We start from the raw sequence: 16,789 nt of genomic DNA on the forward strand, positions 1-16,789 counted from the left end.
GGCCTTTTTCGTTAGCAGACATTTCAGGTTCAGGCTCCTCGACAGGTCATGGGTGCGTTAAGCTCGAGGGCACGGATCAAACGCGGTCGCGACAACGGAGCCGACCAGGCCATGACCAGCACCATTCCCGGCTTGTTTCAGGGCACCGAGATGCCGACCGGCGGCTGGTGGGAGGCGTTGTGGCCCGACCCTGCCGGGGTGTTGACGGCGGTGGGAATGAAGCACGGCATGGATGTGGTCGATCTCTGCTGCGGCGACGGCTGGTTCACGCTGCCAATGGCCAGGGTCGTTCGTCAGGTCATCGCCATCGACATCGATGCCGATCTGCTCGAAGTCGCCCGGCGGCGGCTGGCCGACGGAGGCGCGAGCAATTGCGAGTTTGTGGCGGGCGGCGCCTATGAGCTTGCCAGACTGGTGCCCCGGCCCGTCGACTTCGTCTTCATGGCCAACGCTTTCCATGGCGTTCCGGACCGGCCGCGCCTTGCCCGCGCCGTGCGGGCGACGCTTGGCAGGGCCGGTCGTTTTGCCATCGTCAACTGGCACCAGCAGCCGCGCGAGCAGACCACGGTTCTGGGCGAGCCACGCGGACCGAAGACCGAGCTGAGGCTGTCACCCGGACAGACCACCGCGGCGGCGGAAGCAAGCGGGTTCAAGCTCGCCGAACTGATGGATATACCGCCCTACCACTACGGCGCGGTATTCAAACTCGCGACAAATTGAGAATGCCTGGTGTATGCGGTCGTCGCCCGATAGATCTCGCCCGCCGCCCCCTAGCGGCGGGTTCTGCCAGTCTATTTCGCCTGGCGTTCCTTCACGTTCGCATGTTCGTTCGCCGCTTCCGTGTCGGTGGCCGGCGTCTGTGTATCGTGACCTGTGAACGGGCTACCCTGCCCGGGCGCGAGATCGCCGCTATGACCAGCCTTGTTGGTCTGGAAAGGCTGGCTGTCAGGACTGAGACCATGTTGAAGGGCATCGAACAGATGGTCGTCCGCCTTGGCAAGGCCGGTGAAGGCAAGGAGCGATGCACCGGTGGCGGCAAGGATAAGCGCGTGCGTTTTCATGTCTGGACTCCTTTGAGTTAAGGCCAGAACGAGCCGCAGCCATTCTGGCGGCATCAACGAAGGGACAAACATCCCTTTTGCCTTACCCGCCATCGTATGAGGACGTAACGCGCGCTCTGTCCGGTTTATTCCGGCTGAAACACAACGTGATCGACATGCGGCCGATCAGGCGACCGAATAGCCGCCATCGGCGAGCAGGCCGTGGCCGGAGACGAACGAGGCGTCATCGGAAGCAAGGAAGGCCACGACCGTCGCTATCTCTTCCGGCGAGCCAGCCTTTGATGCGCCGCTTCGGCCTGACGTCTGCGCCGCCACCACAGGTGTGATCGTTTCGGAACGGTCCAAGGCCTGTTGAGAATCAGGGCAGGCCGAGCCGGTGCAGGCCTCACCTGAATATCGACAAGTCTCAACTCGCAGCATTGAACCGCAGGATGACGCGGTCATCCTTGTCGGCGATGATGAGCTTGCCGGCGTCGATATGGTACGACGCTGCCTTGGCCAGCGCCTCGAACAGCGCCTTTTCCTCGGCCATGGTCTCGGACGCGCAGGCCTTGAAGGTCGAACCGATGTCACTGATGGTAATCGTCGAACCATCGACTTTGGCGGTAGCGAAATAGACGTTGCAAGGGCCGCTGCCGCCGGCCTTGCCGGCTTCGCTGATCCGGAATGTCGCCCGCGGCTCGGCAATCACGCCGATGCCGTCGATATATTCGACCAGCCAGCTTTGGCCGAACACGGAGGCTGCCGCCGGCTCATCGCTCGGCGCCGCCATTTTCAGCATGACGGTCTGTGGCGCGTCGCTGAGCGGGTCGACCTGGTGGCGCGCACCTGTGACGAACAGCAGCCGGTCGTCGACAGTGATGCGCGCCTGCAGAGCGTAGGTCATATCAGGCCGGATCACCTGCGGATCGAAGCTGATCTCGAACTTGATCGGCACCTGGCCGGCCGGCACCACCTTGCGCTCACCGATGATTGCAGCCGGCGCGTCGGCCAGCGAAACGTCGGCAAGCTGCACGGAAAGCACGGCATTGGGCGGCAGCGCGATGCGCTCGCGATACATCACCTTGCCCTTGAGGGTCTTTTCGGCAGCCACGGAATGATCCGGAACGGCCAGTATGCCGACGGCCAGCGGCACCAGTCCGAAGATGAAGAACTCGGCGATCCTGTCCAGCATGATCCTGCTCCCCTTCCGGCAAAGGGTTTCGCAGGATTGCGGTCAATGAATGGCTGTCGCGGGATTTATTCGGACGGCGGCTGCTTCCAGCGGCTCGCCGCCTTGTCGTCGGCCTCCTTGGCGTCGACCCAGCCGCCCTCCGAACCGTCGCTATGGTGTTCCTTTTTCCAGAACGGCGCCCGTGACTTCAAATAGTCCATCAGGAAATTCGCGGCCTCGAACGCCGCCTGCCGGTGGGCGGAAGCGGCTACCACCAGCACGATGTTTTCGCCGGGCGAGATCTTGCCGTGGCGATGGATGGCGGTGAGCCCCTGCAGCGGCCAGCGCTCGATTGCCTCGCCGGCGATGCGGGAAATCTCGGCTTCGGCCATGCCGGGATAATGTTCGAGCTCGAGTGCGGAGAGCCTGCCTTGCTCGTCGCGGCAAAGGCCCGAGAAGGTCACCACAGCGCCGATATCGTTGCGACCCTGGGTCAGCCTGGCGATCTCGGCGGCGACGTCGAAGTCCTCCGCCTGGATGCGCACGACAGGCACCACCGCGGACATGGTTCAGCCACCGGTCATCGGCGGGAACAGCGCGATCTCGCGCGCGCCGGCGATCTTCTCGCGATGCTCGACATGTTCCTGGTTGATGGCGACGCGGATCACATCAGGATATTGCAGCGCGTTCTCGTATTCCTCGCCGCGCGATTTCAGCCAGCGCAACAGGTCGGCGACCGTTTCGATGCCGGCCGGCAGTTCGACGTCTTCCTCCGGTCTGCCGATCCGCTCGCGCACCCAGGCGAAATAGATGAGCTTCGTTGACATTTTATTCATCCATGATGTGCTTGAGGCCGGCGCGGAAATAGTCGTAGCCGGTGTAGAGCGTGACCAGAGCGGCGATCCACAGCAGCACCAGCCCGGTCTGGGTGGTCAGCGGGAAGACCTTGTCGCCGGCGGGGCCTGCAAGCAGGAAGGCGATGGCGATCATCTGGATGGTGGTCTTCCACTTTGCCAGCTGCGTCACCGGCACCGAGACCTTCAGGGCCGCCAGATATTCGCGCAGGCCCGAGACCAGGATCTCGCGGCACAGGATGATGATCGCCGCCCACAGCGACCAGCCGGCGATGCCGGCATGGCGGTCGGTGTCGGCGGCGAGCAGCAGCAGGCAAGTGGCGACCAGCAGCTTGTCGGCGATCGGGTCGAGCATCTTGCCGATATTCGAGGTCTGCTGCCAGGCGCGCGCCAGATAGCCGTCGAAGTAATCGGTGATCGAGGCGAGCAGGAAAATGATGAGCGCCGACCAGCGGGCGAAGTCGCTCGACTTCAGATGCCCTTCCAGGAAGAAGCACAGCACGACTAACGGCACCGCCAGAATGCGGGCATAAGTGAGCATGTTAGGCAGGTTGAACGCGCGCTGGGCCATGTTTTGGGAACTCTTTTTGCCTGCTTAGTCAAATCAGAAGCGAATGTGGGGGGTCAACAGGCCAGAATCGATTAGCCAGCCGAAATATCGGCAATAGGGGCTTAGCTCTCGTGAAATAATTATTCGGGACAAACCGCGCAACGTTGCAACCACATGCTCCGATGTCGCGAATCGCCTGTCCCCGCAGCGAACCGCGTAATGCAGGACGCAACCCCCTAAAACATGGGGACAGGAAGACGCTTCTCAACGTACCCTGCGGCAATCAACCGCTCAACATGTAGCATTTTGCGGTCCTCAAGCTTGCACGATCGCGAGCAATACCATCTCACCAGGCGACGTTCAAACGTAAACCCGGTTCGGCACCTTTAGCATTGATGGCCACGCGCGATACGGAACGGCGCTATGTCGGTTCGGCAAACTTCGCCCTGACCAAGGCTATGCGCGAACGCCTTTGGCAACGTGTTCAAGCCGGCAAAGGCACACCACCAAAGGGCGCCGACAAGAACGAGGCCGAATGGATCAAGCCGGACCTTGTCGGCCGGGTCAAAACCCTCAAACGCGAAGACAAGCTACCCCATGCGACCTTGCGAGCTATCCGCGAGGAATAGTGGTTCCAGTACCAATGATGGCGCATGAAGATTGACAGGAGAGCCTCCAACAACGACTGATGTCCTGTTGGGGGAGCGAGATGAAACGTTTTGATTTGCTGGGGCTTGCTGTTCTTGTCGCAACCGTAGCGGCAGTAAGTTATTTCACGACCGGGTCTATCGCCGGCGGGTTTGCCTATGTCGCCGGCGAGGCAGTCGGTATCTTTCTGATGCTTAGCCTAGTTTACTACGCCCTCATAAAGTCCGCGCGCACTAATTTTCGCCACGATATTCTCTTTTTGATGACTGCTGCAGTTCTGGTTCTATCAAACCAAGCAAGGATAAGCGGCTATATCGACGTAAAGCGCTTCCAACGCGACATTCAGGCGGGGGGCGCGGAGAACTTTGAGAAGGCGTTAAGCACATCGCAGACTGTGATAGGGTCTGTAGGTCGCGACAGCCGAGAGGTAACTGACCAGACGAACAATAGTGTTGGACAACTTTTCACTCAATTTGATGACCACACCCTTGATGGGTTTCTAGAAACTGCGAAGGTCAAGGACCGCAGTGTACTATTGGCCTCGTATCAAGCGGCCAACGCCAAGCTGGTACAAGTCCGGCTTGTTATGCCCGCGGTCGATGCATTGCTGGCCGACGAGCGCACGAAAATTGTCGTTATAGCAAGCCGTTTGCCTGAAGGGTCACGAGATCCATTTCTTGGAGGGTTGTCCCAAGAACGGGCCGCAGAGCGCAATTTCGTGGAGCGTAGGGCTACGAATTACCAGCGCATGTTTGAGATCGCCGCGTCAGCGACAAAGCTTCTCTTGGATATGGGAGAGATTTCCATAAATGAGAGTGGCCAAATCCTATTTCCTGACCAGAATGCCCTTAAAAACTACAACGATCTCGTGGACGCTCTCCGACAAGTTGCGCTAGAGGATGAAAAAATCACCGTTGAAGCAGCCGCGTACGACAAAGCGCGCCTAGCCAGTGGCTGGAAGAAGATGATCGGCAACTAATCGCCGGTCACCTAGTCGCGCGTCAACCGATCGACAGTCTCAATGATCGCCTTCTACCCTGTGGCAAATGTTGCAGGGATAAAGCGCCAATGTCCCTCAATCCGAATGCTACAAACCCGGGTGCCGCATGGGACGGAATCATTTCGCGAACAAATGAACGGCGTACGCGAGGGCGCGCGGTCATCTCGGTATGGTGTAAGTAACGCAGATGTGATCGCCCCGTTTCGCGTAAGTTCGTTCCACTCAATGCACGTTGGTTCCACTCTATTCCTGTTCGTGCCACTTGTTCCCCAAACGTCTCGGGTATCACGGCATTTTGCCCGTTGACATCGCGCCGCCTGCCTGCGTCTATCTTAGCAGTTCCTTTTAGAACTTTTCTCAATGGCGAGATCTGTCTTGAAAGGAACGCCCCCATGATAGTTACTCTCGACCTCGGGCAGGTGCTCACCCTGACCGCGAGCCTATTTGGCGTCGTCGCCGGTCTGATCGCGATTGCTCGCTTCATCAAATGGTGGTGGCACAAACCCCAGGAACCGGGCGAATGATCGCGACCGCATACCGATCACCTACCCCCTGCCCTGACACACAGCGCGGTGTGACGGGTTTGGCGACCTCGACGCACTATGATCACCCCCGATATGAAACGCGCGCTGACCGCCCCTACAAAACGAATCTGCCAGAAATATCCGGTAGTTATGGCAGATATGAAAGCATCCGGCGATCAATGCGCCAAGGCATTTTCATTTCTCGTGAAAATGATTGTAGACCAATTTCGCCACCTGCTCGGAAATGCCGTCGATCTTGACCAGGTCCTCGACGGCGGCGCGGCTGACGGCCTTGGCCGTACCAAAATGCATCAGCAGCGCGCGCTTGCGGCCGGGTCCGATGCCGCTGATGTCGTCGAGCGGGCTCTTGACCATCTCCTTCTTGCGGCGGGCGCGGTGCGAACCGATGGCGAAGCGATGGACCTCGTCGCGCAGCCGCTGGACGAAATAGAGCACCGGATCGCGAACGGGCAGCGAGAATGAGTCCCTGCCCTTGACGAAGAAGCGTTCGCGGCCGGCGTCACGGTCCTGACCCTTGGCGATGCCGATGGCCACGACGCGGTTCTCGATGCCGAGATCGGACAGGATCTTGCGCACCGCCGTCATCTGGCCTTGGCCGCCGTCGATGAGGATGACGTCGGGCCAGGCCGGAAAGCCGCCGGCGTCCTCGACATCGTCGCCCGGTCCGGTAGCGCCCGCCTCGTCCGCGCTCTCGGTTTGCGGGGCATCGCCATGTTCCTTCAACAGCCGCGAGAAGCGCCGCTGCATCACCTCGCGCATCATGCCGAAATCGTCGCCCGGCGTGATCTCGGTCGAGCGGATGTTGAACTTTCGATACTGGTTCTTCACAAACCCTTCCGGCCCGGCGACGACCATCGCGCCGACGGCGTTGGTGCCCATGATGTGCGAGTTATCATAGACCTCGATGCGCACCGGCGGCTTTTCCAGGCCGAAGGTCTCGGCAAAGCCGGTGAGCAGCCGCGCCTGGGTCGAGGTCTCGGCGAGCCGCCGGCCGAGCGCTTCGCGCGCGTTCTGCAGCGCGTTGTCGGTCAGGTCCTTCTTCTCGCCGCGCTGCGGCACCGAGATCGACACCTTGCGGCCGGCGCGGGTGGAGAGGGCCTCCGCCAGCAATTCCTGGTCCTCGACGCCATACGACAACAGGATGGTGCGTGGCGTCGGCTTGTCGTCGTAGAACTGCGCCAGGAACGAACCCAGCACCTCGCCAGCTTCGAGCGCCGGATCGGCCTTGGGAAAATAGGCGCGGTTGCCCCAGTTCTGGCCGGTGCGGAAGAAGAACACCTGGATGCAGACCTGGCCGCCCTCCTGATGAATGGCGAAGACATCGGCCTCGTCGACGGTCTGCGGATTGATGCCTTGATGGCTCTGCACATGCGACAGCGCCGCCAGCCGGTCGCGATAGATGGCGGCGCGTTCGAAATCGAGGTTCTCCGAAGCCTGCTGCATGGCGGCGGAGATCTCCGTCTTCACCTTCTGGCTGCGGCCGGAGAGAAAATCCTTCGCCTCGGCGACAAGCCTTGCATAGTCGCCATGCGAGATCTCGCCGGTGCACGGGCCGGCACAGCGCTTGATCTGGAACAAAAGGCAAGGCCGGGTGCGGTTCTCGTAGAAGGAGTTGGTGCAGCTCCTGAGCAGGAAGGCGCGCTGCAGCGAATTGATGGTGCGGCCGACGGCGCCGGCTGAGGCAAAGGGGCCGAAATAGTCGCCCTTGCGCGAGCGCGCGCCGCGATGCTTGTAGATGCCGGGCGAGACATGGTCGCCGGTCAACAGGATATAGGGAAACGACTTGTCGTCGCGCATCAGCACGTTGAAGCGCGGCCGCAAGCGCTTGATGAGGTTGGCTTCAAGCAGCAGCGCTTCGATCTCGGTGCGGGTGACGACGAACTCCATCGTCGACGTCTCGCGCACCATGCGGCCGATGCGGCTGGTGTGGAACCGACCTTGCGCGTAGTTGGTGACCCGCTTCTTCAGGCTGCGTGCCTTGCCGACATAGAGCACGTCGCCGGCGGCATTCATCATGCGGTAGACGCCGGGCGCGTTGGGCAGCCGCTTGACCAGCGTCTGGATCACCTCGGCGCCGACCATGCCGTCGGCATCGCCGGCATGCGGCGTCCAGTCGATGGCGGTGAAGGTGACGTCCGGACCAGCGGCTGCAGGCTCGACGACCTCCTCGGCTGCCTCGTCCTCGAGGTCGATTTCGGGCGGCAGGTCGTCGGCGCCGCCGCGCGTTTTTTGTTTCTGGTCCATGGGGCTCATTCCGTCATGCCTGTCACATCGGGCGTCTGCCATGCAAGATGCTGGCCGCCGTCAAGCGCGATCATCTGGCCGGTGACCGAGCGTGCCGCCCAGAGGTAACGGATGGTGTCACCGAATTCGGGCAATTCCGGGCCGCGCTTCAGGATCAGGCCGGCAATCTGCGCGTCGAAATCGCTGTCGTGCTGGCGCGTGTTCTTCAAGGTCGGGCCCGGACCGATGGCGTTGACGCGGATGCGGGGACCCAGCGCCTGCGCCATCATCTCGGTCGCTGCCCACAAGGTCGACTTCGACAGCGCATAGGAGAAATAACGCGGCGTCGGCCGCCAGACGCGCTGGTCGATCATGTTGACGATCAACCCCTCACTGCTCTGCGGCAAGGCCCGGGCGAAAGTCTGCGCCAACAGAGCCGGCGCCTTGACATGCACGGCGAAATGGCGATCCCAGGCCGGCCAGTCGAAATCGTCAACACTGTCGTGCTCGAACAGCGAGGCGTTGTTGACCAGCAGCGACACCGGTCCGAGCGCCGCCGCCGCGCGGCCGACAAGGTTGCCGACGGCGTCCATGTCGGTCAGGTCGGCAGCAACCACAGCGGCCCTGCCGTCTCGACCAAAATGACCACTGTTGATCCCGGCCGCCAGTGCCTCCGCCTCGGCCAGCGAGCGATTACAGTGAATGGCGACGGCAAAACCGTGCGCAGCAAGATCCTCGACGATCGCCCTGCCGATCCGCTTCGCCCCGCCTGTCACCAGTGCCGTCGCGGCGACCTTGCTCATCTGTCAATCCTCAATCTGATGCCGATTCCGACCTGCCGGGACCGGGCCGGCAAAATATGGCCTGCCAAGTGTTAAATCCCATTTCCACCTGGGGCAGGATTGTGGCAAAGTGGCCCGGTCGGCATTCTGGCTCGACCGGAATCCGGGCCAGCCCGACCGCAATATAGGGCGCGGGAGCCCTTGCACCAAGCCGTGTGCAGTGCAGCACGGCGAACCTGCTAACATCTCGCTGTTGCGAAGATGCAACGTCAAGGTTCTGCCTCATTCGTGCCAGGGAATGACCCAAGTTCAGGTTCGCTTCAGCCGCATTTCGACACGACATTTGGAACCGTTGAACGCCGGATCCGTTTCACCCCCCGGACGGGTTGAGGGCGCTCATGAAAAAACAAGCCTGTGTCCTGTGGCTTAAGGAGTAAAGAACAATGCAAGCCAATCTTAAATTTGCGCGACCGCTCGCGGTGGCGTTTGGGCTGTTCGCCCTCGGCGGAACCGCCTATGCCGCGGACGTGGTTCAGGAAGAGCCGCCGGCACCTGCCCCGATCGCCGAACTTCCGGTCGCATCCTGGGCCGGCCCCTATGCCGGTGTGAGCGTCGGCTACGGCTTCGCCGGCCATGCCGATGCCAAAACCGTTGGTGTCGACATCGATACCAAGGGCTTCGTCGGCGGCGTCTTCGGCGGCTACAACTGGCAGCAGGAGAACTTCGTCTACGGTGCCGAAGCCGATATCGGCTATAACGGCGTCAAGGGCGACGATGCCGGCATCGAGGCCAAGGGCGGCGTCGAAGGCTCGCTGCGCGCTCGCCTCGGCTACGCTGTTACCCCGGAAATCCTGCTCTACGGCACCGCCGGTGGCGCGCTGAAGAACCAGAAGGTGGAAGCCGCCGGCTTCAGCGACACCAACACCATGCTCGGCTGGACGGCCGGCGTCGGCACCGACATCAAGATTACCGACAATGTGTTCGGCCGTGTCGAGTACCGCTACACCGATTTCGGCGACAAGAACTTCGACGGTATCGGCAAGGTCAAGTCGACCGACAATCGCGTCACTTTCGGCGTCGGTATGAAGTTCTAAGTCGTCCAAGCCACGACACGAAAAAGCCGGGCCTCGCGCCCGGCTTTTTTTGTGCCCGGTGCCCATCCTGTCGGCATGGGCACGCGTGATCTCGAGGTCAGCGTTGAGCCAGCATCCGGTCGACCAGGACCAGAACTTCGGCTGCTGCGATGAAACCGAGGGCGATAGTGGCGCCATTCGACATGACTGCGACCCAGCCATTGGCGGACACATCTATGAACGGGTAAGCGTATTTCCCTTCAGCGACACCACGAGCCAGGGCATAAGCGAGATAGGCCAGGGGATAGAGCGCCCATAGAAGCGGATCGCGCCACGAGAGCCTCCCCTTTCGCGTGAATAGAAGCCAGAACAATAAGACAAGGACAGGATTGAGTTGGTGGAGCAGAAAGTTTGCTTCGGCGGTCGCGCCAGCCAAAGTGCGCAGCCCTTGGAGCAACACCGCGAAAATCACCCCGACCAGGGCCATCACGGCAGCCGTCCACGCCACCAGCGTTGGATGGTCGAAACGCTCCCCGAGGAGCGCTATGGCTGCGAATACAATGGCGACAAGACCGTTGGTCAGGATCGTGAAATATCCCACCAACACCCACAGCGAGCCAAGCATCGATGCACCGCCCTTGATCAAGGTGCTGAGTTCAAGGCCAATGCCAGTGCACGCGGATAGACAAATGATCAGGGCAAACAAGCGCTGTATCAAATCGCCCTCCCCCACCGGCTTACGTTTGAGAAAGCGACGATAAGACTGGGCGGAACGTCTGTCGACCAAAATGCCCCCAAGACCAACCTTCCAGCCTCGCCGGCCCGGCTCACTCCCAGCATGTCGAAATTGGCCGTTGCGCCTCCCGCCAGGAATCCGCTAAAGCGCGTCGCGTTCGACCGGCGGCATGCGACGCGCTTTAGGTTCCTGTTTTATGCATGTCGTTATCACAAAACCGCTGCACACTTTTGCGCGACATGCATTAGGGGAAGATCGGTAGCTTCGCCATCCCCGCCCTCAAGCCGGGATGCCGGGCTTCAGCTCCGGGAATTTCTCGTCGAAGCGTGCCGCCCAGCGCGTCAGCCGGCCGCGGCCCTTTTCCCATTTTCCGGCGAAGCGCAGCGAGAGATAGCCGAGGCAAGCGCGCAGCGCGATCTGGCCGACAGTGATTTTCTTCGGCAGCTTCGGCGGGTTGGCGTTGAGCAGATCGAGCGCGGCCGAAATCTTGCTCCACTGGCGCTCGAGCCAAGGCTGGTAGACCATCTCTTCGGGCCGCGTGCGCCGCTCATAGACCATCGACAGCGCGCAGTCGCAGATGCCGTCGGCCAACGCCTCCAGCACCTCCGCCTCGAGGCGCTTGTCGGGATTGCGCGGAAACAATGCGTTCTTGGACATCCGGTTGAGATGCTGGGTGATGGCGCGGCTGTCGTGGACCGAGCGGCCGTCGTCGAGCACCAGCACCGGGATCTTGCCGAGCGGATTGGCGCCGATCAGCGCGGCCGGCTTTTCCTCGGTCTTTATCGGCACGAGATCGACCGCAATGCCGGCATGAAGTGCTGCCATGCGCACCTTGGAACTGTAGGGAGAAGTAGACGCGTAGAGCAGTCTGGGCATTGTCGATTCCTGTTTACCGGCTACAGCTCCATATGTCCTGTTGGACGCGCAAGAGGACGCGGTAGCATTGTGACTTCGCGCATGACCCTCACCGAAAATCGATTCCGATTGGGGCTCGTGCGTGGGCACTGTTGACGACCGATCATGCTGGCTTCATCAACGGCCAGAGGCGGAAAACCGCGCCGCCAGCGCGCAGCCATTGTCTCGACTTCAATCTGGATGCGATGAGCCGGAGGTGCGGCGGCAGAAGCGAGCAGGTCGGACAATCCAAATCCGATCAGCTACCAACTCGGCCTTGCACCGAAGGTTGGTCTTTGGCAGCCACGAAAATCCCACCGGACTTCGCCGCGTGGCGAAGTCCTGGGAGCTGCGAAAAGACATCTTCCTCCCGCCTCTTTCTCGTCCTGCCCGACCGTCAGCTAGCAAGCGAGGCGCCTGTCCGGCATCCCGCCCTGGCTGTCTTGAGTACTGTCCCCGGCGATCGGAGAGCGGCGACTACTTCTTGGCCTTCGCCTTTGCGGGCGCTGCCTTCGGCTTGGCCGCGGGCGCTGCTTTCTTCACTGCTGCGGAAGATTTTGCAGCGGCGGCCTTTGCCGGTGCTGCCTTCTTCGCAGCGGGTTTCGCAGCGGCCTTTGCAGCCGGCTTCTTGGCCGGTGCCGCCTTCTTTGCCGGTGCAGCCTTGGCCTTGGCCGGTGCTGCTTTTGCCTTGGCAGGTGCTGCTTTCTTCACGGCTGGTTTTGCTGCCGCCTTGGCGGCCGGCTTTTTCGCCGGCGCTGCTTTTGCCTTAGGCGCGGCGGCCTTCGCTTTGGCAGCGGGTGCTGCTTTCTTCACAGCAGTTGCGGCCTTTGCCGCCGCTGCTTTTACTGGTGCTTTCTTTGCCGGTGCCTTGGATGCCGGCGCTTTGGATGACTGCTTAGCCATATCATGCCCCTTCCGTTGTGCCGACGGCCGTTATTGACCCGGCGCGCAATGCATATCTGACTCGCGGCTTGCTAGCCAGCGAAGCATTAGAATGATTTCTGCAGCTTAAGTTTCGGTTACGGCGAGCGCGCGACCATTTTACCGGTGCAAAAATCGGCTGCGAATCTTTGTGTCGCGCAGCGAAGTTCTGCGACAGAAATTCTGCTCGCTCTATCTCGACCGGTCTTCGCGTCAAGCTCAGGACCTTTTCGACCAGCTCTGCGCTTCAACGTCCGACGCTCAGCGCGAACATTGTCAAGAGCGAAGGCGGTCGCCCGCCTCGTCTTGTCCGAAACGATAAACTACAGGTAAGTACGAAGCAACGCGACGAGCACGCCGCTGCACTATCTTGCACGACGCGATGAAAGTAAGCAGATAGCTCGCATTTCTGAAAGACAGGATATCGCTCGATAGATCCGGTCGAGCCGATCTCCTAATCGAAAACGCTCGGCCGTTCAGGCGCCGAGCGGCTCGCGCTGCTTCTGCAGCCGGCGCGAAGGCTCGGCCCTGTGGAGATGGACGGCGAAGGTATCCCATGGCGGCGTGACGGAAATCTGCGCCAGGATGCGCCCCGCTTCACCGCGATGATAGACGCCGTGCAGTACGACGTGGGTCAGCATTTCCTGTCGCGACATCAATGCCTTATCCCCGTCGGTGAACACGAATGCGACGGGCTCGGAGAGCTGTTGCGACGAAACGGTTTCGAGATAATCGAGATACCACCGATCGGTCGCCGCGACTGCGGCACGAAGTTCGTCGAGGGCCGGCGTGTCCTCGCTGGCGTCGGCGGAGTAGCCATGGCTTGCACCAACCAGGTGGGCTGAGAATATCGGCGACACCACATGGCTGTGATCGATGAGCCGTATCACGGCCTGCCGTTCCTTGCCGTGAACGGGCGGGTCGAGACTGACGAGCCTTTCCAGCAGTTCGTCATTTGCCCAGGCCTGATAGGCAAACAGGCTGCGAAGCAGGGCGAGCGCACTCATGGTCGGTGTCCTTTTCTGGAAATGCGAGTATGTTGTTCATATTTTCAGGAGAATGGGCGGGCGTGTCTACTCGCATTGCAAAACCGTATCCGCGCATGCGCAAGCAGCCGCGCCAGGCGCGTTCCAGGGCGACCGTAGAGGCGATCGTCGAGGCAGGGGCTCATGTTCTGAGCGGGCTGGGCTGGGCCGGCTTCACCACCAACAAGGTGGCCGAGACTGCGGGCGTGAGCATCGGCACGCTCTACCAGTATTTTCCCGACAAGCTTTCCCTGCTCGAAGCCGTCCGGCGCCGTCATTTCGATCATGTGCTGTCGGTCATTCGCGATTCGGCGGAAGGCCAAAAGCCGCTCAGGAAATTCGCGCAGGAGCTGGTGCGCGGCATGATCGCGGCGCACAGCATTCACCCGACACTGCATCAGGTGCTGCTCGACGAGGCGCCGGGCGATCGCGGCTCCAGGGCCGCCCACGCTTCGTTCCAGACACAATATCTCAACCACTACGCGACCGCCGTCGCCGCCTATCGCAAGCCAAGGAAAGGCGCCGACATGGAGACCGTCGCGCGCGTGCTGTCGTCGGCGATCGAAGGTGTGATCCATAACGCGGCACGCCGGAACATGCTCGCCGCGCCGGAGCTGCAAAAGCAACTCGTCGAACTGATCTGCGCCTACCTATCGGGCGCGGGCCGCATCGGTCGATAGCGCAGGGCACGGCGGAAGTCGGGGATTTCTGTACGTCGGATTCAAACCCGGCTCATGAGATGCGGCAAGGCCGATGCCAGCAATGCCGCACCTGATGCGGCCAAGAGCGTGAGGACGATCTTTCGAAACGTTGCTTCGCTGATGCCGATGTAGAGTCTCGCGCCAAGGAGTGTCGGTATCAACATCGCCGGCGCGACGATGGCAAACATCGGCAGCATTTCGAGCTTGATCTTTCCGGTCGCAAGATAGGCGGCCATCGTCATGGAGAGGGTCACAAGGTTGAAATTCTGGATGACAATGCGCTGCCTGTCCTTTTCCCATTGCCGCAGCACGCACCACAACGTTGGAACCGGGCCGGTGAAGCCGCCAAGCCCGCCCATGATGCCGCCAACCAGACCTATTGCACCGTCTGCAACAGGACCCCCGAACGTGATGGGAGGGAGGCGACGGGCAAAAAGCATCAAGGGACACCAAACGACCAGCAGCGCGCCGAAGATCAACTTGAACAAGTGCACATCCAGCAGGGGCAGGATGGCGACACCGACCGGAATTCCTATGGTCCCGCCGATCAGGAATGGCAGCAGAAGCTTGAGGTCGAAACCCCGGCGGACGGTGACGGCGGCGATGATTTGGCCGGTGAGCGCCCCAAAGACCGCCATGGCAGCAGCAAGCTGGGGCTCCACGGTCCAAACCCAAAACGACATGGCAACCAGGCTGAAAGCGAACCCGGACAGCCCTTGGACGAAACCTGCAACGACCGCCCCAATTGCAACAATATAAACAAGCGAATCCATGTAGTGCTGTTTCCCCGCAAAGTGATCGATGTGGCCGGTTGGCGTTGACCTGCATGGAAATCTACGATTTTCGCAACCTCCGTCCGACCTTGAGCGCCGGACAGTCCACACACCAAAGAGGTATGAATGCCCCCCTTGCCGAGCTTGGCATTTGTCACATGGTTTTCGGCTGACCCCAGATCAGCCGCGGCTTTCTATGCGAATTTCGGAATTGTCTTCAGGCAAGAGCAGCACGGCTCCGGTCCGATACATTTCGCGTTCCAAGGTCAAGGGCTCGCGATCGAACTCTATCCGGCAAACGAAGGAACGACGGCGGAAGGAGCGGGAACGATGATCGGCTTCGAGGTCACCGACGCGGACGAAGCGGCTTCTGCCGCGAAGGCCAATGGTTTTGGAATCATTGCGGATGTCAAGGCGACGGCTATGGGCAGGCGTGTGATCGTCCGCGATCCTGACGGCCGTCAGGTGTTTCTTTTCTCGACCACCTAAGTGACGCAACAATCCATCGGGAATCGGAAGGCACTGGTTCAGCGCAGGACGCGGCAGCGGCCGTTGTAGACCATCCAGCGGTCGAAGCCCGAGACGCAGAATTCGACATTGTCGCCTATCGAGGCAAAGCCTTGGCCTTCCTCGATCAGATACCAGATGGTGCGGGCGTGGCCGTCGGAGAGGCTGACGGTGGCGCCGCAATAACGGCGGCCGATCGGCCAGGTGTCGTCGGCCGGCAGATAGCGATGCTGGTGGATGCGCTGGAAATCGACGATCTGCACATCCGGCAGATGCGGCACGTGATGCACCTGATACGAGAAGCGGTCGGTGATTTTGTTCAGCACCCAGGCCTCGCCGCAGACGCCGCTGTCCTCATCGGTATAGATTGCAAGGTCGGCGGCCTGCACCGCCTGAGTAACGCCGAGAGGCGCAGCCAGCGGCGTGCAAACGGCGAGCAGTGCGGCAAGGGCGGATTGGGCGAAGCGAGTCATGGCAGCCTCTCAAGGTCGACTGCGCGCACTGTGCGGATTCGCTGACGCGCGGTCAAGCGGTTGTAGTGACGATGGTTACGGTGACGAAGGTTGCGCTGAGGGAACGGCAAGGACCGCACCTCAAACTACTCTCCCGCCAGCCAGTCCAGCGTCCAATGCGATGGCTGCTCGACAGCAAGCAGCCGGTGCAGCGCCGGCAGCAGCGTCCGCAACTCGCCCTCCAGGGTGAAGGGCGGATTGACCATCACCATGCCGCAGCCGTCGAGGCTCGGCTCGACCGAGGCCGGCCTAATCTCAAAGCCGACGTCGAGCAGCCTGGGAATGCCCGTTTGCTTCAGCGCCTTTCGGAAGGCGGCGACCGCCTTGCGGTCCTTGAGCGGATACCACAGCGCGTAAATGCCGCCTGGCCAGCGCCGATGGGCTCTTTGCAGCCCGTCGACCAAGCGACCGAACTCGCCCTCTTCCTCGAAAGGCGGATCGATGAGCACGAGGCCGCGCTTCTCCTTTGGCGGCAGATGCGCGCCGAGCGCCAGCCAGCCGTCGAGCTCGATCACCCGGGTCTGGAAGTCACCGTCGAACAGCGCCTTCAGCCTGGCAGCATCCTTAGGGTGCAGCTCGACCGCCGACAGCCGGTCCTGCTTGCGCAGCAGGTGCCGGGCGATCAGCGGCGAACCCGGGTATTTTTTCACGCCGCCGTCCGGATTGAGCGAACGGACGGCTCCAAGATACGGTGCCAGCAATGCCGCCGCCGGGGCGTCGAGGGCGGCCAAGGCCCCCCCGGCGAAGTCCCCCTGCCCTTATGCCCGCTTTTTTCGGGGGGGTGTGTCCCAATACTATCGGCCCCTGCCGGGAGGGGGGGTGTAGGACCCC

21 protein-coding genes and 1 pseudogene are annotated in these 16,789 nt (G+C 61.4%); 8 read left to right on the plus strand and 14 right to left on the minus strand.

Features of this window, described 5'->3' with window-relative positions:
- Window positions 1-111 precede the first annotated feature (111 nt).
- Window positions 112-720, plus strand: a complete 609-nt coding sequence (locus tag NKH43_RS19180; RefSeq protein WP_352859431.1) for a class I SAM-dependent methyltransferase — start codon at window positions 112-114, stop codon at window positions 718-720.
- Between the two features lie 71 nt (window positions 721-791).
- Here the strand turns inward: NKH43_RS19180 and NKH43_RS19185 are convergent, their stop codons facing one another.
- The 6 genes from NKH43_RS19185 to pgsA all read right to left on the minus strand — a co-directional run bounded on the left by NKH43_RS19185 (window position 792) and on the right by pgsA (window position 3,639).
- The gene (locus NKH43_RS19185) at window positions 792-1,061 is read right to left on the minus strand and encodes a hypothetical protein (RefSeq protein WP_023719785.1); all 270 of its coding nucleotides are present in this window, start codon (window positions 1,059-1,061) and stop codon (window positions 792-794) included.
- Between the two features lie 165 nt (window positions 1,062-1,226).
- Window positions 1,227-1,406: an SDR family oxidoreductase gene (locus NKH43_RS19190; protein ID WP_023719786.1), complete on the minus strand. Its 180-nt coding sequence runs from the start codon at window positions 1,404-1,406 to the stop codon at window positions 1,227-1,229.
- A 61-nt stretch (window positions 1,407-1,467) separates the two neighbouring features.
- The gene (locus NKH43_RS19195; protein ID WP_352859432.1) at window positions 1,468-2,235 is read right to left on the minus strand and encodes a YbaY family lipoprotein; all 768 of its coding nucleotides are present in this window, start codon (window positions 2,233-2,235) and stop codon (window positions 1,468-1,470) included.
- Window positions 2,236-2,300: 65 nt separating this feature from the next.
- Entirely contained in the window at window positions 2,301-2,780 is a 480-nt protein-coding gene (locus NKH43_RS19200) for a molybdenum cofactor biosynthesis protein MoaE (protein WP_352859434.1), read from the minus strand.
- A gap of 3 nt (window positions 2,781-2,783) precedes the next feature.
- A complete protein-coding gene (moaD, locus tag NKH43_RS19205; RefSeq protein WP_292662329.1) occupies window positions 2,784-3,041 on the minus strand; it encodes a molybdopterin converting factor subunit 1 in 258 nt (85 codons plus the stop codon).
- Window position 3,042: 1 nt separating this feature from the next.
- Window positions 3,043-3,639 carry a CDP-diacylglycerol--glycerol-3-phosphate 3-phosphatidyltransferase gene (gene pgsA, locus NKH43_RS19210; protein WP_352848443.1) on the minus strand — a complete coding sequence of 199 codons (597 nt, stop codon included), beginning with the start codon at window positions 3,637-3,639 and terminating at the stop codon, window positions 3,043-3,045.
- Window positions 3,640-4,013: 374 nt separating this feature from the next.
- On the opposite strand from pgsA, the gene NKH43_RS19215 reads away from it, so the two are divergent.
- The 3 genes from NKH43_RS19215 (at window position 4,014) to NKH43_RS19225 (ending at window position 5,790) form a co-directional block, all read left to right on the plus strand.
- The gene (locus NKH43_RS19215; protein WP_023719791.1) at window positions 4,014-4,247 is read left to right on the plus strand and encodes an ATP-dependent DNA ligase; all 234 of its coding nucleotides are present in this window, start codon (window positions 4,014-4,016) and stop codon (window positions 4,245-4,247) included.
- An 80-nt stretch (window positions 4,248-4,327) separates the two neighbouring features.
- Complete coding sequence (locus NKH43_RS19220; protein ID WP_352859436.1) at window positions 4,328-5,245, plus strand: hypothetical protein; 918 nt, start codon at window positions 4,328-4,330, stop codon at window positions 5,243-5,245.
- Window positions 5,246-5,658: 413 nt separating this feature from the next.
- Window positions 5,659-5,790 carry a hypothetical protein gene (locus tag NKH43_RS19225; RefSeq protein WP_023719794.1) on the plus strand — a complete coding sequence of 44 codons (132 nt, stop codon included), beginning with the start codon at window positions 5,659-5,661 and terminating at the stop codon, window positions 5,788-5,790.
- A 195-nt stretch (window positions 5,791-5,985) separates the two neighbouring features.
- Here the strand turns inward: NKH43_RS19225 and uvrC are convergent, their stop codons facing one another.
- Both uvrC and NKH43_RS19235 read right to left on the minus strand, forming a co-directional pair.
- Window positions 5,986-8,064 (minus strand): excinuclease ABC subunit UvrC, encoded by a 2,079-nt coding sequence (gene uvrC, locus NKH43_RS19230; RefSeq protein WP_352859437.1) that lies wholly within the window; start codon window positions 8,062-8,064, stop codon window positions 5,986-5,988.
- Complete coding sequence (locus NKH43_RS19235) at window positions 8,061-8,837, minus strand: SDR family oxidoreductase (protein WP_023719796.1); 777 nt, start codon at window positions 8,835-8,837, stop codon at window positions 8,061-8,063. The genes uvrC and NKH43_RS19235 overlap by 4 nt, the downstream gene beginning before the upstream one ends.
- Window positions 8,838-9,259: 422 nt before the next feature.
- Here NKH43_RS19235 and NKH43_RS19240 point away from each other — a divergent pair, with 422 nt between their 5' ends.
- Complete coding sequence (locus NKH43_RS19240; RefSeq protein ID WP_023719797.1) at window positions 9,260-9,910, plus strand: outer membrane protein; 651 nt, start codon at window positions 9,260-9,262, stop codon at window positions 9,908-9,910.
- A gap of 97 nt (window positions 9,911-10,007) precedes the next feature.
- Here NKH43_RS19240 and NKH43_RS19245 read toward each other — a convergent pair whose 3' ends face one another.
- Both NKH43_RS19245 and NKH43_RS19250 read right to left on the minus strand, forming a co-directional pair.
- On the minus strand, window positions 10,008-10,676 hold the full coding sequence (locus tag NKH43_RS19245; protein ID WP_156948090.1) for a Pr6Pr family membrane protein: 669 nt from the start codon (window positions 10,674-10,676) through the stop codon (window positions 10,008-10,010).
- Window positions 10,677-10,904: 228 nt separating this feature from the next.
- Window positions 10,905-11,501, minus strand: a complete 597-nt coding sequence (locus tag NKH43_RS19250; protein ID WP_023719799.1) for a glutathione S-transferase family protein — start codon at window positions 11,499-11,501, stop codon at window positions 10,905-10,907.
- Window positions 11,502-11,850: 349 nt separating this feature from the next.
- Here NKH43_RS19250 and NKH43_RS19255 point away from each other — a divergent pair, with 349 nt between their 5' ends.
- Window positions 11,851-12,459: a hypothetical protein gene (locus NKH43_RS19255; protein ID WP_198030507.1), complete on the plus strand. Its 609-nt coding sequence runs from the start codon at window positions 11,851-11,853 to the stop codon at window positions 12,457-12,459.
- A 457-nt stretch (window positions 12,460-12,916) separates the two neighbouring features.
- Here the strand turns inward: NKH43_RS19255 and NKH43_RS19260 are convergent, their stop codons facing one another.
- The gene (locus NKH43_RS19260) at window positions 12,917-13,447 is read right to left on the minus strand and encodes a DinB family protein (RefSeq protein ID WP_352859439.1); all 531 of its coding nucleotides are present in this window, start codon (window positions 13,445-13,447) and stop codon (window positions 12,917-12,919) included.
- A 62-nt stretch (window positions 13,448-13,509) separates the two neighbouring features.
- Between NKH43_RS19260 and NKH43_RS19265 the strand changes: the two genes are divergently transcribed.
- Complete coding sequence (locus tag NKH43_RS19265; RefSeq protein WP_502895886.1) at window positions 13,510-14,145, plus strand: TetR/AcrR family transcriptional regulator; 636 nt, start codon at window positions 13,510-13,512, stop codon at window positions 14,143-14,145.
- Between the two features lie 41 nt (window positions 14,146-14,186).
- Here NKH43_RS19265 and NKH43_RS19270 read toward each other — a convergent pair whose 3' ends face one another.
- On the minus strand, window positions 14,187-14,939 hold the full coding sequence (locus tag NKH43_RS19270) for a sulfite exporter TauE/SafE family protein (protein WP_023719803.1): 753 nt from the start codon (window positions 14,937-14,939) through the stop codon (window positions 14,187-14,189).
- A gap of 126 nt (window positions 14,940-15,065) precedes the next feature.
- Between NKH43_RS19270 and NKH43_RS19275 the strand changes: the two genes are divergently transcribed.
- Entirely contained in the window at window positions 15,066-15,428 is a 363-nt protein-coding gene (locus NKH43_RS19275; protein ID WP_352481792.1) for a VOC family protein, read from the plus strand.
- A 38-nt stretch (window positions 15,429-15,466) separates the two neighbouring features.
- On the opposite strand, the gene NKH43_RS19280 is transcribed toward NKH43_RS19275, so the two are convergent.
- The gene (locus NKH43_RS19280; protein WP_352515785.1) at window positions 15,467-15,919 is read right to left on the minus strand and encodes a hypothetical protein; all 453 of its coding nucleotides are present in this window, start codon (window positions 15,917-15,919) and stop codon (window positions 15,467-15,469) included.
- A gap of 125 nt (window positions 15,920-16,044) precedes the next feature.
- Window positions 16,045-16,686, minus strand: a pseudogene (locus NKH43_RS19285) (23S rRNA (adenine(2030)-N(6))-methyltransferase RlmJ); the annotation flags it as partial.
- Window positions 16,687-16,789 lie beyond the last annotated feature (103 nt).

This window comes from Mesorhizobium sp. M1163 (assembly GCF_040318415.1).
In the GTDB taxonomy this organism is placed as follows: domain Bacteria; phylum Pseudomonadota; class Alphaproteobacteria; order Rhizobiales; family Rhizobiaceae; genus Mesorhizobium.